The organism is Bradyrhizobium sp. 157 (assembly GCF_023073815.1).
Classification (GTDB): Bacteria; Pseudomonadota; Alphaproteobacteria; order Rhizobiales; family Xanthobacteraceae; genus Bradyrhizobium.
The window spans coordinates 127,691-143,151 of sequence record NZ_JADPKF010000090.1 but is presented as its reverse complement, the minus strand read 5'-3'; the positions used below and the strand labels follow the sequence as shown (position 1 = coordinate 143,151).

Sequence of the window (15,461 nt, the reverse complement as noted above, 5' to 3'; positions counted from 1 at the left end):
TTATTCCATGGATTTGAGCCCGCCTTACATCTGCCCGCGTTTAAGCCCGATTTAACTAAAAGTCGCCTTAATGACGCTCTGTGCCTCTGCGAGATGCTGCAGGGAACGTCTCCGGACGCAGCATCAATAGGGGACTTGGTGGAATTGTTCTGGGCGTTGTGTGAATGAGTAAGCGTACGCGTGCGTTCGGTCCTGCGGCCCGCAGCCGCGGGAAATCCTCCCGCAAAGGCATTCTCCAATATTTTCTCGGCGGTGTCGCGGTCGCAGGCCTCGTGCTGGGCTGCGCCTGGACCGTTTACAGCAACGTGCTCGGCGCCAGCATCTATCCATCCGTGAACAACGCCGGCTTCGAGGCGCCCGCCGTCAACAACCCGAGCACCGTCACTGCGCATGCCGTGCGGCCGGCCTTCAATGAGATTTTCGCGTCGCTGCCGCAGCAGTCGCTGGTAATTCCCGCGCCGGAGAACGTCGCGATGTCGCTGATGTTCAACGAAAGGTTCGCAGCCGCCGCCGCGCAAGGCGAGCCCTCGAGAGCGGCCGAATCCAAGCCCGTCGAACCGACGAGACTGGCGGAAGCTTCGCCGCCGGCCGAAGCGCCGAAAGCCGTTCAAGCTTCGAAGCCCGTGGAAGCGACGAAGCCGAAGATTTCCGCTCCTGCCACCAAGCTCGCGTTGAACGCACCCGCGCCGGTCCCGGCGGAGACCGAGGCCAAGACCGCGAAGGCATCCGGCTCCACCGTTCGCGACATGGCACAGCGCGCCAAGGCCGCCGTGATGTCGATTGCTTCCAACGACAGGCAGACCATGGTTGAAAAACTGTGGGGCAAGCAGCCTTCGCAGAACTCGTTGCTCGCTTTTGCATCCGCCGACGCCAACGTCACCGGCAGCATCATCGATACGCGAAGCCAGAACCCGATGATGGGCGGCTCGCCGCCCTATGATCGCCAGACCGCGGTCTACGACATTTCCGCGAAGACAGTCTATCTGCCTGACGGCACCAGGCTGGAGGCGCATTCGGGCCTCGGCTCCAAGATGGATGACGTACGCTATTCGCATGTACGGATGCAGGGCGTGACGCCGCCGCACATTTACGAACTGAAGCCGCGCGAGGCGCTGTTTCACGGCGTGCCGGCGCTGCGGCTGACGCCGATCGGCGGCGAAGAAAAAATCTTCGGCCGCGACGGGCTGCTCGCGCACACCTACATGCTCGGGCCGAGCGGCCAGTCCAATGGCTGCGTGTCGTTCAAGGACTACTATGCGTTCCTCGACGCCTATCGCAACAAGGGCATCCGCCGCCTCGCAGTGCTGGCGAAGATCCAGTAAGCGCGGAGCGTAGCGCTGCTGCGCTCGACGGTCAGATCCAATTTTCCAACAACTGCATAACGCTGTCATGCCCCGCCACCGGGTCTCGCCTTCGGCGAGCCCGATGACAAGCTCCGGTGGGGCATCCAGTAGGCTGCGGCTTCTCGGCTCAATCGTTGACGTCTCTGGAATACTGGGCCACCCGCTCATGACGGTTCCGTAGAATGGGTGGAGCGAAGCGATACCCATCAATGCCGTTGCAAGGCGATGGGTATCGCTGCGCTCCACCCATCCTACAATTCGGAGTATGACTTCGCGATCTCGCGGCGCTTTGCGCCCGAGGTTTGCTCTTCATTTCCCGCCCTCTTATTCAGAGGGCGCAGGGAAGACCGGGTGCTTGCTGCACCCGCGGTCTCGCGTGCGATTTGCGCAAACAAAAGTGCACACGAGCATACAGGTACAGCGGGAGCATCCCGGCCTTCCCTGCGCAATGGTTTTACGGCTTACTTCGTGCTCTCCCCGGTGAACGGCTTTCTTGCCACCGTCGCCCCTGAGAAGCTTCGCTTCCAAAGGACTTAACGCCAGCACCGCGGCGCCAGAACCACACGACTTCGCCGTACGCGTCGGGCGCGTACGTCTAGCGCGCCATCAGCGTCCATCGCATCTCACCGCACGTTCGTGACGATCGCGAGCCGCCCCTCCATCGGGTGAGACGGGCGGAGTTATGCGGCTGATTTGCCCCTCGCGTGAAGCGAAATATTTTTGATTCCCGGCCTTGACACGATTTCTGAAAATCAGAAGTGATTTGCCCGACAGGTGATTTGTCGCGTCTTGCCAACCGTCACTCTCCGATGTGCAATTGAACATCGTAGGCTCGCGACATCGTTGCGTCCGGAACGACGGAGAGAGTCCTTAGCCTGGGCAAAGCGACGACCTCGACCTCCGTCAACCCTGAGAAGGGCAGAAGCATGCCCACCATCTGGAGGCAGGCTCGACGTTAGGTTTCCTCGCACCTTTAGCGACCGCAACCGTGCTCGTCGGCATTCCGCATTCTCGCGTTGGCATGTCAATGCAGCCTCTGATAAAGCGATCTGCGTGGCCGCTACCTTGGGGGCCGGTCAAACGTGTGATTGCAATGTCTGATATGCCGTTCGATGCCGATGTGCGACAGACGTCGCCGTTCATTTCCATCTGGTTGAGTCCGCGGCAAACCATCGAACGCATAGCGGCCAGTCGGCCCGATTATCTGGTTCTGCCATTGGCCGCGCTTGGTGGAACGGCCTCGGCTGCCGGCATGTTGACGACATATGGGGCAGCTAGCGAACTCATTGGCTGGCGGGCATTGCTGGCGTGCGGCGTCGGCGGCGGCATTCTTGGGGTCATCAATCTTTATCTGTTCGCAGCCGTCACCGGCTGGCTGGGGCGAAAGATGGGAGGCGAGGCCTCGGCTGCTGCGGTGCGCGCCGTATTCGCCTGGGGCACCTTGCCGAACGTTCTGGGGCTCGCGATCGTCCTGTCGATTTCCGTCGGTTGGCGAATCGCGGGTGGGGGAGGCGCTGAACCGCGGTCGCTTGCGACGTTGGGCGACTACGCGATCGGTGCATGTGGGCTATGGTCGATCGTCTTGACCCTGCTGATGCTGTCGCGCGTCGAACGGTTCGGCTTCTGGCGTACGATTGCGGCTTATGCCGCCGGGGCGTTGCTGCCGTCGTCGGTTCTCGCACTCATTGTAAGGACGTTCTTGTTTCACCCGTTCAATCTTCCGGCCGCCTCCATGAGCCCGACCTTGCTTTCGGGCGATTACGTTTTCGCCTCTAAGTACCCCTACGGCTACACACGGTATTCGTTTCCGTTCTCGCCGCCGCTGTTTTCGGGACGCATCTTCGGCTCCGTTCCTGGCCGCGGCGATGTGATCGTCTTCCGCCTGCCAAAGGACACGTCGACCGACTATGTCAAGCGGGTGGTAGGTCTTCCCGGCGATCGCATCCAGATGAAGGAGGGAGAGCTTTATATCAATGGCACGGCCGTCAGGCGCGAGCGCATGGAGGATTTCGACGGGAGCGATGCGTGCGGAGGCGGATCGATCAAGGTGAAACGCTGGCGCGAGACATTGCCGGATGGAGCGAGCTACACGACGCTTGATTGCGTCGACAGAGGATTTTACGACGGCACCAATGTTCTCACTGTGCCAGCCGGCCACCTGTTCGTGCTAGGCGACAACCGCGATAATTCTACTGACAGCCGCGTCCTTTCGGCCGTCGGATACATTCCGCTGGAGAATGTCATCGGCCGCGTGGGCATGATTTTCTTCTCTCTGGAACGCGGCGGCAACGGCACGCAGCCCGCCATTCGTTACGGGCGGATCGGCACGGTGGTGCAATAGCCACTCCTCGATCGCGAGCCGCCCTGCCGTGCGCCGAAATTGGAACCGTGCATCCCCGTACGCTTACGGTGTTACCCATGCGCATTTTGCAGTTGCGTCCGGCGGCCCATTTGCATCTAACTTCTTAGAAGGCTGCGAGCAGTCCGCCTCGCGGCCGCGTATTTGGGCTTTGTTGTGTGAGAGTATGTTTGAGTGAGTGCGCGTACAGAAAGCAGATTTGAACTTGCGTTGAGGCTCCCGTTACCGGACGCGCCAGATGGCGATCGTCGCGGAAGGCGTGCCTCGGGTTCCCCATGGTGACACCTCGCCGCGGAATGGGAAATCGCCTTCTTGCAGCATTGCCGGCATCGGACTTCGATCTGCTGGAGCCCGAGCTTGAGACGATTGCGCTCGATCAGGACGCGGTCCTTTCGCGGGCGGGTGACGCAATCGAGTACGTCTACTTCCCTCATAGCGGCGCCATCTCGCTAATGATCGACATGGCGGACGGGCATACAGTTGCCACCGCCGCAGTCGGGCGCGAGGGGGCGGTAGGTATTCTTTCAGTGCTCGGGCCTTCTCCTTCAGACAATAGCGCGGTCGTTCGTGCGGCGGGCACCGCCGCCAGGATTTCCGCATCGCGATTTCACACTGCTTTCAACCGCAGTCCAGCGATACGGCACGCGGTCCAGATTCACGTGAGGGCGATGCTGATGCAGCTTCAGCTTGGTTCGGCATGCAATGCGCTTCACCCGGTCGAAGCCAGAATGGCTCGCTGGTTGCTGCAGCTTCGCGACCGCATCGACCATGACGTGCTTCCGCTGACTCAGCAGGCACTCTCGCAAATACTCGGGGTACGACGCACGACCGTAACACTGCTGATGCGCAAGCTGCGCGCGCGTGGCGCGATAAGGTCCGATCGGCGAGGCCTGATCGAGATCGATCAGGCGCGGCTCGCGACGGTAGCATGCGAATGCCACAGCGTCATGCGCCTCGAAGTCGAGGAGATGTTCGCGCTCCATTCGGCCCGATCTCGCGCCGCGGTTCTGTCCGAAGATCGGCGCGTTCGCGGAAATTGAATCGGGCAGTACCAGGTGAAGCGCCTTTCGCGCGGTCGCTCGTCGTTCCGCATCGTGACTTGCTGCTATGGCGTTCTGGAACGCCCATCGACGGGCGGATCCTTCGCCCGATCAGGTTCTCTGCCGCCAGCCGCGGTCGAGTGCCGACCCGGATCCCGCCTCGAGCTTCGCAATCTCTCGCAGCACCTTCGCCGTCTGCCGCAATTCGTTGCGCTCGGGGCCCGGCTTCAACCGCCGAGCTTCTTCAAGAAAGTCCTTGGCCTGCAGCAGCCAGGCGGACGTTCCAATTGAAATTTGCTCTCGCGCCATGGTGTCCCTCCATCGCGACTATCGCGTGATCTGTATCGACGCGGATTCTTTGATTTGAAGTATTGTGTTTGCGAAATGGTCGCCGCCCTCGGATCAAGTCCGAGGGCACGCTTCGCTTGAAAACGCTAGACCGAGCCGGCGCTGCGTCGCCGCACACGGATGCTTGGCTCGTCGACCCAGGCTTCCCGGGCAAACCAGGCGTGATCGGCGTGGCAGATCACGCAACGGGTCCGCGCGAAGAACACTGCGCTGCGGCTAAAGCTCTCGCGATCAGTCTTGATGCCGGTGGGAATCGCATGTCCGGTTCGCGGACATTTGACCATGACCATTCCCATATCGCCCTCCCTTGAGATTGGCTTTCATTGTCGATTGAAAAAGTACCGGCCGGTTGGAAATGCGCCTCTTGTCGGTGCGGGTTACTTGGGGGGCATCGCGCACCTGATTTGGTCGAGCATCGGCCAGTGGGGGCTGCGTGCTCGCTACTGGGCTTATTCCAACCGGCCGGATCCCTCCTCAAACGAACCTTGGACGTGAACTAGACGCGGCTTTTAGCCGGCCGGGTGGAGACTCTTGGTGAAGTGCTTCCTGATCGGCTCGCCCGATTCCGTTGCAAGCTTCTGGGCAAGCGTCCACAATTCCTTGTTCTGGTCGGATGCGGTCTCAAACGCCTTGCGCGCTTGCGTCGCGGACAAGGTCAAGACATCGCTGGGCGACTTGCTGCCGACGAGATGGGCGAAGAAGTCGAGCGCCGCGGCGGCATTGGCGTTGGAGATTTCGAACACCTTCAGCCCGTAATCGGTCGCGCCTCTGGCGTTGCTCGAATAGGTCTCGCGCACCGCTTCCGTCATCTCCGCCGACGCGGCCTTGATCTTCTCGTAGTTTTCCCGGGCGCGGGCGAAACCCTGCTCGGCAAGCTCGCCGCTTACGCCGGGCCAGGCGATCTTCGAGAAGTCCGGCAACGGCATGCCGAAGACATTGGTTCCATTCAGTGTGACTTTCATTTCGCTTTCACTCACAGAGCATTACTCCTTCGCGAGCGAAAGCATTCCCCGCGACGCACGCTCGCGTCACGAGAGCTCACGCTCCGTGTTGGACCTGATTTGGATGAGCTTTGATTTAGCCCCGAACCGATACAACTTTGCTTGAGGAGAGCGGCACTGTCGGTTCGGTTTGCGACTCTCGCGAGAAGTTTTTTGAAAATTGTCAACGCATACGCTGGTATAATTTACACCGCGCTGTGTATAACCGGGATATCTCAAACAGCGGGAAGGTTTTGCTTCAGCGTCACGTTGCAGTGACATCAGCGCTCTGGCCGTCGGCGTCGCCGTCAAAGCAAAAACCCCGGCATCGCTGCCGGGGTTCTGCATTCGTATCGCCTGAGAGGCTGGCTCAGAAATCCATGCCGCCCATGCCGCCGCCCGGAGGCATTGCGGGGCCGCCGGCGTTCTTCTTCGGCAGTTCGGCGATCATGGCTTCGGTGGTGATCAGGAGAGCCGCGACGGAGGCCGCGTTCTGGATCGCCGCACGAACGACCTTGGTCGGGTCGATGATGCCCTTGGAGACCAAATTGCCGTATTCGCCGGTCTGCGAGTCGAAACCATAATTGTACTGCTCCTTCTCGAGGATCTTGCCGACGATGACGGAGCCGTCTTCACCGGCGTTGATCGCGATCTGGCGGGCCGGTGCGGACAGCGCCTTGCGCACGATCTCGACACCGGTCTTCTGGTCGTCGTTGGCGGTCTTGATGCGCTTGAGCTGCTCGGACGCGCGGAGCAGGGCGACGCCGCCACCCGGCACGATGCCTTCTTCAACCGCCGCACGGGTCGCATGCATCGCGTCATCCACGCGATCCTTGCGCTCCTTGACTTCGACTTCGGTCGCGCCGCCGACGCGGATCACCGCGACGCCGCCCGCGAGCTTGGCCAGACGCTCCTGCAGCTTCTCGCGGTCGTAGTCCGAGGTGGTTTCCTCGATCTGCGCCTTGATCTGCTGCACGCGCGCCTCGATGTCGGCCTTCTTGCCGGCGCCGTTGACGATGGTGGTGTTTTCCTTGTCGATCATCACCTTCTTGGCGCGGCCGAGCATCTGCAGCGTGACGTTCTCAAGCTTGATGCCGAGGTCTTCCGAGATCGCCTGACCACCGGTCAGGATCGCGATGTCCTGCAGCATGGCCTTGCGGCGATCGCCGAAGCCCGGAGCCTTGACGGCAGCGACTTTCAGACCACCGCGCAGACGGTTGACGACGAGGGTGGCGAGGGCTTCGCCTTCGACGTCTTCGGCGACGATCACCAGCGGCTTGCCGGTCTGCACCACGGCTTCCAGCAGCGGCAGCAGCTCGTTCAGCGAGGACAGCTTCTTCTCGTTGATCAAGATGTAGGCATCGTCCATCTCGACGCGCATCTTGTCGGCGTTGGTAACGAAGTAGGGGGAGATGTAGCCGCGGTCAAACTGCATGCCTTCGACGACGTCGAGTTCGGTCTCGAGCGACTTGGCTTCCTCAACCGTGATGACACCCTCGTTGCCGACCTTCTTCATGGCGTCGGCGAGGAACTTGCCGATTTCGGCGTCGCCGTTGGCGGAGATGGTGCCGACCTGGGCGATTTCCTCGTTCGAGGTGACCTTCTTGGAGTTCTTGACGAGGTCGGCGACCACGGCTTCCACCGCCAGGTCGATACCGCGCTTCAGGTCCATCGGGTTCATGCCGGCGGCAACGGACTTGGCGCCTTCACGGACGATCGCAGCCGCGAGAACGGTCGCGGTGGTGGTGCCGTCGCCGGCAGCGTCAGCGGACTTGGAGGCGACTTCGCGCACCATCTGCGCGCCCATGTTCTCGAACTTGTCGTCGAGCTCGATCTCCTTGGCGACGGTGACGCCGTCCTTGGTGATGCGGGGAGCGCCGAACGACTTGTCGAGCACCACGTTGCGGCCCTTCGGGCCGAGCGTGACCTTCACGGCGTTGTTGAGGATGTCGACGCCGCGCAGCATGCGGTCGCGGGCATCGACGCCGAATTTGACTTCTTTGGCTGACATATTTGTTTCCCTGAGTTGATCTTTGTTTCTCACCCTGTCGGGGAGGCGCCTTGCGGGCGCTCCTCAGGGTGAGCGTGGCAGGCGGTGTCTTAGGCGGCCTTCTTCTTGGCGGCGGAGGCGTCGAGCACGCCCATGATGTCGGACTCCTTCATGATCAGGAGCTCCTGGCCGTCGATCTTGACTTCGGTGCCCGACCACTTGCCGAACAGGACGCGGTCGCCGACCTTGAGGTCAATCGGGATCAGCTTGCCGGTTTCGTCACGGCCGCCGGGGCCGACGGCGACGACTTCGCCCTGGGAGGGCTTTTCCTTGGCAGTGTCCGGAATGATGATGCCGCCAGCGGTCTTCTCTTCGGCGTCGATGCGTTTGACCACGACGCGGTCGTGAAGCGGACGGAAGTTCATGCAGTCCTCCTAAACGTCTGGGAATGTTGTAGAATTCTGGAATTTTGGCAGTCCGGACTAGCGAGTGCCAACCCGGCTGGGGCTGATTTAGGCCAGTATTCTTCGGGGGACAAGGGCTTCTAGCAGAAAAATTAGCACTCAAGTATGTCGTCTGCCAATTTTGTTCGGCATGATTAACGCGGCGACGGAAGCCTCCGGACCCCGTATTAGCACGTGCGGTAAGCTGCTGCTAACGCGGGAATTTTCAATAATTCGTTAAACATTTAGGCTTGTGATAGGTTGGTATCGTGCGTCACATTTCTCTCATGTGAGCGCATCTCCGCCGGGGCGGCTCGGTGTGTGGCCACCACGTGAAATGCGCTTCCAGCAATGGAGGTTTGGCATGGTCTCGCGGGTTGGAGTTGCTTCCGACGACTTCCGGAAGCAGGTGCTGGGTTACGGGCTGACGACGGCGCAAATTCTGTATCGGATGCCGGATCATCCTTCGTTGCTGCAGACCTATGTCTGGCAGAATTACGATCTGTTTCCGAAATTCCCGGCGCTGAAGGACTTCCTCGCGTTCTGGCAGGAAAAGCTCGATGGCCCGCTATATTCCGTGACGGTGGCGCATTCCAGGCTGATCAAGCCGACGGAGCTGCGCGCCGTCGACGGGGTGTTCAGGCTGCATTGACCGAGCTGCTGTAGAGCTGCCGTAGGGTGGGCAAAGCGAAGCGTGCCCACCATCTGACACTCCGCTCGCGGTGGTGGGCACGCCGCGCTTTGCCCACCCTACGAAAATATTCTGTGTTAGCCTCCTGCGACAAACAAAAAGGGAGGCACCCATGGCCAAGAAGAAAGCGGCATCACGTCCCGCGGCGCAGCTCGCCGTGAAGAAGAAGTGGTCGGGTCACAAGGCGGCAGCCAAATCCGCAGCCCGCAAGGCCGTCAAGTCGAAGGCGAGGGGCGCGCCGGCGGTCAAGGCCAAACCGGCCAGGAAGGCCCGGCCGAAGCAGCGCATCGCCATCAGCCATCACCGCGAAGAGGATTTCAAGGCCGATGGTCTGCGAACTTACGCCAAATACCGCGACCTCGGCATCGCGGACGCGACGCATGGCCTGGCGCAGGCGCATGTCATCCGCCTGATCGGCCCGTGCAACCCGGCAGAAGTTTCCAAGCTGCACTACCACGACGTCGAATTCCAGATGGTCTATGTGCTCAAGGGCTGGGTGAAGACCTACATGGAAGGGCAGGGCGAGACACTGATGAAAGAAGGCAGCGCCTGGACCCAGCCGCCGCGCATCAAGCATCTGATCATGGATTATTCCGATGACGTCGAGTTGCTGGAGGTGATCATGCCGGCGGAGTTCAAGACGGTGGAATTGGCGGGTTGATCTCGTAGCCCGGATGGAGCCAACGGGTCGCGAATGCGCGCCGATGACAGGCTCCGCGAAATCCGGGGCCGACCTCGCAGGCTGATGAACTGATCCCGGATTGCGCTTCGCTCCATCCGGGCTACGGACTTACGTCAACACCCCCACCACCGCCCCCATCAAACACGTCGCCAGCGTGCCTGACACGATCGACTTCAATCCCAACGCATTGATCTCCTCGCGCCGATCTGGTGCCATGGTGCCGAGGCCGCCGATCATGATGCCGAGGCTGGCGAAGTTGGCAAAGCCGCACATCGCGTAGAGCATGATCAGCCGCGAGCGCGGATCGAGCGTTTCAGTGCCGAGTTTCGAGAGCTCAAGATAGGCGATCAGCTCGTTGAGCACCGTCTTGGTGCCCATCAGGCTTCCGGCCGTGACGGCTTGCGGCCAGGGCAGGCCCATCAGCCAGCACACCGGCGCCATCACAAGCCCCAGCAGCCGCTGTAGCGAAATTTTGGCGCCGCCGATCTCGGGCAACAGCCCGAGGATCGCATTGACGAGATAAACCAGCGCCACCAGCACCAAGAGCATCGCGACGATGTTGAGCAGCAGTTCGAGCCCGGCCGCCGTGCCCTTGGTGATTGCATCCATGGTCGAGGACGCATCCATGTCGGGATCTCTGAGCGAGCCGCCAGTGCGCTTATCGGAAGTCTCCGGCACCATGATCAGGCTGATCAGGATCGCGGCCGGTGCGCCCAGCACGGATGCGATGACGAAATGCGCGGCCGCATCGGGAATCAGCGGCGCCAGGAACGTGGCGTAAAGCACCAGCACGGTGCCTGCGATGCCGGCCATGCCGCCGGTCATCACCAGGAACAATTCGCTGCGCGTGAGCTGCGCCAAATAGGGGCGGATAAACAGCGGTGCCTCGACCATGCCGAGAAAGATATTGGCCGCGGCCGACAGCCCGACCGCGCCGCCGACGCCGAGCGTGCGCTCCAACAGCCACGCCATGCCGCGCACGATCGGGGGCAGCACGCGCCAGTAGAACAGGAGCGTGGTCAGAACGCTCATGACGAGCACGATCGGCAGCGCCTGGAAAGCCAGGATGAAATCCGCGCCCGGTGCTTTGAGGTCAAACGGCAGCGCGCCGCCGCCGACATAGCCGAACACGAAGGAAGTGCCGGCGCGCGTCGCCGCCGCGATCGTGCCGACGGCGTCGTTGATGGCGCCGAACGCCTTGGCCACCGGCGGCAGCTTGAGCAGCACCAGCGCGGTGACGATGGTGACGGCCAGCCCGATCGCCACCTGACGGAGCGACACGGCGCGGCGGTTCTCGCCGCACGCCCATGCGATCGCCAGCAACGCCAGCACGCCAAACGCCGATTGCAGTTGCAGCATGAATCCCCCGAAAACCTCGGGAGCGATTATGTCAACCTTGTCGATTTGTGAAAGCCCAACTCGTGTCCCGGACGCGGTGCGGCGCCACTTCATGCCGCGCTGCAGAGCCGCGACCTTGTCGTGACGCGAGGAAAGCTTGGCCCCGGTTCAGCAGCGCAGCACGTTGTACTGCGCTGCGCCCGGGGCACGAGATCAACCCCGGCCGACGAACGGCATTTTGGTCGCCATGACCGTCATGAACAGTACATTGGCATCGAGAGGCAGGCCGGCCATGTAGGCGACCGCATCGCCGACGGCCTTCGCGTCCATGCGCGGTTCGTGCTTCATCGTGCCATCGGGCTGCATCACACCGGGGCCGGCGACCATGCGGTCGGTCATTGGCGTTGCGGCATTGCCGATGTCGATTTGGCCGACCGCGATGTCGTACATGCGGCCGTCGAGGTTGGAAGCCTTGGTGAGACCCGTGATCGCGTGTTTGGTCGAGGTATAGGCCGCCGAGAACGGCCGCGGCGCGTGCGCCGAGATCGAGCCGTTATTGATGATACGGCCGCCGCGCGGGGTCTGGTCCTTCATGATGCGGAAAGCATGCTGGGTGCACAGAAACGGGCCGGTGAGGTTGGTGTTCACCACCGCCTGCCACTGCTCCAGGCTGAGATCCTCGAGATTGACCGGCGGCGCGCCCATACCGGCATTGTTGAAGAGCACGTCGAGCCGGCCATAGGTGTCCTTGACCTCCTGAAACAGGGTTGCGATCGAGGCCGGGCTGGTCATGTCGGCCGAGACGCACAGGCTCTTGCCGATGTTTTCACCGAGCTTTTTGGTTTCTTCCAGCATCTCCATGCGACGCCCGGCGAGCACCACGGTGAAGCCGGCATTCATCAGCGCCAGCGATGCCGCGCGTCCGACGCCGGTGCCGGCACCGGTCACGAGAGCGATCTTGTTGGTTGCGTCGGCCATTGTTTCCTCGCCTTCATTTCTTGGTTTCTGTTTCGGATTTGTAGGGTGGTCTCGGAATATTCTGATGCGCCGCACGCAACGCCGCCGACCAGCGCGAACGCAGGTCGTGGAAATAGGGCTCGCCGGCCTCGATGCGGTGGTTGAGATCGGCCTCGCAGGCATCTGTGCGCACCACCAGCACGTCGATCGGCAGGCCGACGCCGAGATTGGACCGCATGGTCGAGTCCATCGAGATCAGGCCGGTCTTCAGCGCCTCGTAGAGTTCGACATCGTAATGCATCGCGCGATCAAGCACCGGCTTGCCGTATTTGTGCTCGCCGATCTGCAAGTAAGGCGTGTCGGTGGTGCATTCGATGAAATTGCCGGCGGTGTAGACCATGAACAGCCGCATCCGCGAGCCCTTGATCTGGCCGCCGAACAGGAAGGAGACGTCGAAGGATACGTCTTCGGATCGCAGCGCCTCGCCTTCGGTGGCGTGCACGGCGCGGATGGCGCGGCCGATGCGCTGCGCGGCCTGGAACATCGTCGGCGCGTTCATCAGCGTTTCGAGCTCGCCAGTGTGCGGATCTTCCATGCCCTCGGTGAGCGTCGACAGCACCGACTGGCTGATCGCCAGATTGCCGGCGCTGGCGATCGCCATGATGCGCTCGCCGGGTTTTGAGAAAATATGGAGCTTGCGGAAGGTCGAGACGTTGTCGAGGCCGGCATTGGTACGGGTGTCCGCGATCATGACGAGACCGTCCCGCACCAGAATTCCGCAACAATAGGTCATTCCCGATCCCCAAACGCGCCTGATTTTTCGGCGCCAACTAGTAGCTAATTTCGAGGGGCCATCCAACCCCAATTCCCCCGTGGCGCGGCATGCGCCCGGCGGGTAAAACCTCCAACCGAAGGCGGGGGAACGCATGCGGAAATCAGCGCTGATTGGCTCGATTGCAGCCTTGTCACTGCTGGGCAGCGTGGGCGCCCAGGTAGGTCCCTGGGAAGCCGGCATGGTGGCCTACAACCGCGGCGACTATGTTCCAGCGATCCGGCTGTTCCGCGCGCTGGCGGAGGCCGGCAATGCCAAGGCGCAAACCCAGAGTAGCTGGATAAATGAGCAAGGGTAGGCAAAGTGAAGCGTGCTCACCATTGAACATTGATCGTGGACATGTGGTGGGCATCGGCGCGATGCGCCTTTGCCCACCCTTGTATTAGCGCGCCATGTTACGGCCGCCCCCGTCATTGCGAGCGAAGCGAAGCAATCCAGAAATCGTTCCGTGGGCGAGATCTCTGGATTGCTTCGTCGCGGAGCCTGTCATCGGGCGCGCATTCGCGCGACCCGTTGGCTCCTCGCAATGACGGCGTAAGTCCTATTGTGACTGCGACTGGCCTTGCCACTGTCCCGGCCGCCCGGCCTGTTCGACCTTGACCGCCACCGTCAGCGTCTCCGCACCGCCGCCATAGCGGGTGCCGCGCACCGGGGCCGCGCCGAGGTAATCGAGCCCGATCGCGACGCGGGCATGGGCATCGGTGGTGCAAATGCCGTTGGCGGCATCGAAGCCGACCCAGCCGAGGTCTGGCACGAAGGCTTCCGTCCAGGCGTGGCCGGCCCCCTGATGAGTCAAGCCGTCGGAGCGCAGGAAGTGCCCCGAGACGAAGCGCGCCGGCACGCCGCCGGAGCGGGCGCAGGCGATGAAGATGTGCGCATAGTCCTGGCAAACGCCGCGCTTGAGCGCAAACGCCTCCGCCGCCGAGGTGCCTGAGTTGGTAGGGTCTTCGTCGAACGTCATATGCTCGTTGATCTGCACCATCAGCGCATGCAGGAAACCGAGCACGTCGCCATCGGACTCCGACCGTAGCTCGCGGGCAAAAATCGCCATCGCCGGATTGACTTCGGTCAGCGCGGTTTGGCGCAGGAACAGGCTCGGCGGAAAGCGCTCGTCGGTGCCGCGCAGCACGCCGCCGGTGTCATGGGTCTCGATCAGGCCCTCGACACGGATGGTGAGGTCGGCGATCGACCCGTGCGTCAACACGTGCGTAATGTTGCCGAACGCGTCCTGGTGCATGTCGAGGCGCGAGTCCGTGGAGACGTCGATCTGCCATTCGGCGACATACTGCCCGTCATGGCTGCTGGGTGTCATGCGCAGGATCTGGATCACGCCGGTGGCCGGCGGCTCGTAGCGATAGCTGGTGGAGTGGGCAATTCGCAGGCGCATGGCGAGCCAGTTCAGGTTGGGATCGTCATGCCCGGCCTTGTGCCGGGCATCCACGTCTTCCTTACCCCTCAAAGCAAGACGTGGATGGCCGGGTCAAGCCCGGCCATGACGAAGAGTGCATCAAATCAAATACTGCTTGGTGATGATCTCACCGAGCCGCGAATTGTCCGCGATGAATTCCTGGATGAACTCATGCACACCGTGCTGGAAGATATCGTCCATATGGCTGTGTTCAAGCCGGTTGCGGACGCCGCGGGCGTGGCGCTGGGCGGCGCCCTGGCGGCCGTAGGCGACGCCGATCTGGTCGAGATTGCGCACCAGATTGCTGTAGCAACTTGCCAGCGAGCGCGGCAGCGTGTCGTTCAGGATCAGGAGATCGGCGATCAGCCACGGCTTCAGCGTTTCGCGGTAGACCCAGTGATAGGCGGTCAGCGCGGAGACCGAGCGCAGGATTGAGGTCCACTGGTAGTAGTCCAGGGGACCACCGACGTGCTCTTCCTCGGGCAGCAGCACGTGATATTTAACGTCGAGAATGCGGGCGGTGTTGTCGGCGCGCTCCAGATGCAGCCCAAGCCGCGAGAACCAGTAGGCATCGTTGCGCAGCATGGTCCGGTAGGCCGAGCCGTCGAACCGCAGCGAGGTCTCCTGCACGAAACGCAGGAACCGCGCCAGTTCCTCGCGGCTCGACGTGCCCTTGCCCCAGACTTCCTGTAATTCGATCCAGGCCGAGTTGATGGTGTCCCACATCTCCGAGGTCAGCGCGGTTCTCACCGAGCGCGAATTGAGCCGCGCCGCCTCGATGCAGTTCTTGATCGAGGAGGGATTGGAAGGCGAGAACGCCAGATATTCGACGACGTTCTGCTCGGTGGCTTCCGGATAGGCCTCGTAGAAGCTTGCGCTGACCCCGGCCGTCAGCAGCGCCGATTCCCACTCATTGGTCTTGCCGATATAGGCGGCGGGAAGCGCGGTGACTCGCAAGGTCGCATCGATGGTGCGTGCGATATATTCGGCGCGCTCGACATAGCGGGCCAGCCAGTACAGGTTTTCGGCAGTGCGCGACAGCATACGAAA

The 15,461-nt window shown here is 61.9% G+C and carries 16 protein-coding genes and 1 pseudogene; 7 read left to right on the top strand and 10 right to left on the bottom strand.

Features of this window, described 5'->3' with window-relative positions; genetic code table 11:
• The first annotated feature begins 164 nt into the window (after positions 1–164).
• The 4 genes and pseudogenes from IVA95_RS26450 (at position 165) to IVA95_RS26435 (ending at position 4,742) form a co-directional block, all read left to right on the top strand.
• Complete coding sequence (locus IVA95_RS26450; RefSeq protein WP_247513164.1) at positions 165–1,322, top strand: DUF2778 domain-containing protein; 1,158 nt, start codon at positions 165–167, stop codon at positions 1,320–1,322.
• A gap of 1,042 nt (positions 1,323–2,364) precedes the next feature.
• Positions 2,365–2,994, top strand: a pseudogene (locus IVA95_RS26445) (Yip1 family protein); the annotation flags it as partial.
• Between the two features lie 6 nt (positions 2,995–3,000).
• Positions 3,001–3,684, top strand: coding sequence for a signal peptidase I (lepB, locus tag IVA95_RS26440; RefSeq protein ID WP_256470297.1), 684 nt, complete (start codon positions 3,001–3,003; stop codon positions 3,682–3,684).
• Between the two features lie 314 nt (positions 3,685–3,998).
• A complete protein-coding gene (locus IVA95_RS26435) occupies positions 3,999–4,742 on the top strand; it encodes a Crp/Fnr family transcriptional regulator (RefSeq protein ID WP_213245824.1) in 744 nt (247 codons plus the stop codon).
• A 111-nt stretch (positions 4,743–4,853) separates the two neighbouring features.
• Here the strand turns inward: IVA95_RS26435 and IVA95_RS26430 are convergent, their stop codons facing one another.
• The 5 genes from IVA95_RS26430 to groES form a co-directional block, all read right to left on the bottom strand.
• Positions 4,854–5,051 (bottom strand): hypothetical protein, encoded by a 198-nt coding sequence (locus IVA95_RS26430; RefSeq protein WP_247513163.1) that lies wholly within the window; start codon positions 5,049–5,051, stop codon positions 4,854–4,856.
• 125 nt (positions 5,052–5,176) lie between these two features.
• Positions 5,177–5,386 (bottom strand): hypothetical protein, encoded by a 210-nt coding sequence (locus tag IVA95_RS26425; RefSeq protein ID WP_247513162.1) that lies wholly within the window; start codon positions 5,384–5,386, stop codon positions 5,177–5,179.
• A 213-nt stretch (positions 5,387–5,599) separates the two neighbouring features.
• Positions 5,600–6,052: a phasin gene (locus IVA95_RS26420; protein WP_247513161.1), complete on the bottom strand. Its 453-nt coding sequence runs from the start codon at positions 6,050–6,052 to the stop codon at positions 5,600–5,602.
• A 388-nt stretch (positions 6,053–6,440) separates the two neighbouring features.
• Positions 6,441–8,081: a chaperonin GroEL gene (gene groL, locus IVA95_RS26415; protein WP_213245818.1), complete on the bottom strand. Its 1,641-nt coding sequence runs from the start codon at positions 8,079–8,081 to the stop codon at positions 6,441–6,443.
• A gap of 89 nt (positions 8,082–8,170) precedes the next feature.
• Positions 8,171–8,485, bottom strand: a complete 315-nt coding sequence (gene groES, locus IVA95_RS26410) for a co-chaperone GroES (protein WP_213245816.1) — start codon at positions 8,483–8,485, stop codon at positions 8,171–8,173.
• A gap of 382 nt (positions 8,486–8,867) precedes the next feature.
• On the opposite strand from groES, the gene IVA95_RS26405 reads away from it, so the two are divergent.
• Positions 8,868–9,155: an usg protein gene (locus IVA95_RS26405; RefSeq protein WP_213245814.1), complete on the top strand. Its 288-nt coding sequence runs from the start codon at positions 8,868–8,870 to the stop codon at positions 9,153–9,155.
• Positions 9,156–9,306: 151 nt separating this feature from the next.
• Positions 9,307–9,855: a cupin domain-containing protein gene (locus tag IVA95_RS26400; protein WP_247513160.1), complete on the top strand. Its 549-nt coding sequence runs from the start codon at positions 9,307–9,309 to the stop codon at positions 9,853–9,855.
• Between the two features lie 129 nt (positions 9,856–9,984).
• Here IVA95_RS26400 and IVA95_RS26395 read toward each other — a convergent pair whose 3' ends face one another.
• From IVA95_RS26395 to IVA95_RS26385, 3 genes are all read right to left on the bottom strand, one after another.
• Positions 9,985–11,235 carry a nucleoside transporter C-terminal domain-containing protein gene (locus IVA95_RS26395; RefSeq protein WP_247513159.1) on the bottom strand — a complete coding sequence of 417 codons (1,251 nt, stop codon included), beginning with the start codon at positions 11,233–11,235 and terminating at the stop codon, positions 9,985–9,987.
• A gap of 192 nt (positions 11,236–11,427) precedes the next feature.
• Entirely contained in the window at positions 11,428–12,192 is a 765-nt protein-coding gene (locus tag IVA95_RS26390) for an SDR family oxidoreductase (protein ID WP_247513158.1), read from the bottom strand.
• Positions 12,193–12,205: 13 nt separating this feature from the next.
• Complete coding sequence (locus IVA95_RS26385; RefSeq protein ID WP_213245806.1) at positions 12,206–12,964, bottom strand: proteasome-type protease; 759 nt, start codon at positions 12,962–12,964, stop codon at positions 12,206–12,208.
• A gap of 133 nt (positions 12,965–13,097) precedes the next feature.
• On the opposite strand from IVA95_RS26385, the gene IVA95_RS26380 reads away from it, so the two are divergent.
• Positions 13,098–13,301: a hypothetical protein gene (locus IVA95_RS26380; RefSeq protein WP_247513157.1), complete on the top strand. Its 204-nt coding sequence runs from the start codon at positions 13,098–13,100 to the stop codon at positions 13,299–13,301.
• A 243-nt stretch (positions 13,302–13,544) separates the two neighbouring features.
• Here IVA95_RS26380 and IVA95_RS26375 read toward each other — a convergent pair whose 3' ends face one another.
• Both IVA95_RS26375 and IVA95_RS26370 read right to left on the bottom strand, forming a co-directional pair.
• Positions 13,545–14,390: a transglutaminase family protein gene (locus tag IVA95_RS26375; RefSeq protein ID WP_247513249.1), complete on the bottom strand. Its 846-nt coding sequence runs from the start codon at positions 14,388–14,390 to the stop codon at positions 13,545–13,547.
• 120 nt (positions 14,391–14,510) lie between these two features.
• Positions 14,511–15,455 carry an alpha-E domain-containing protein gene (locus tag IVA95_RS26370; protein ID WP_065748002.1) on the bottom strand — a complete coding sequence of 315 codons (945 nt, stop codon included), beginning with the start codon at positions 15,453–15,455 and terminating at the stop codon, positions 14,511–14,513.
• Positions 15,456–15,461: the final 6 nt, after the last annotated feature.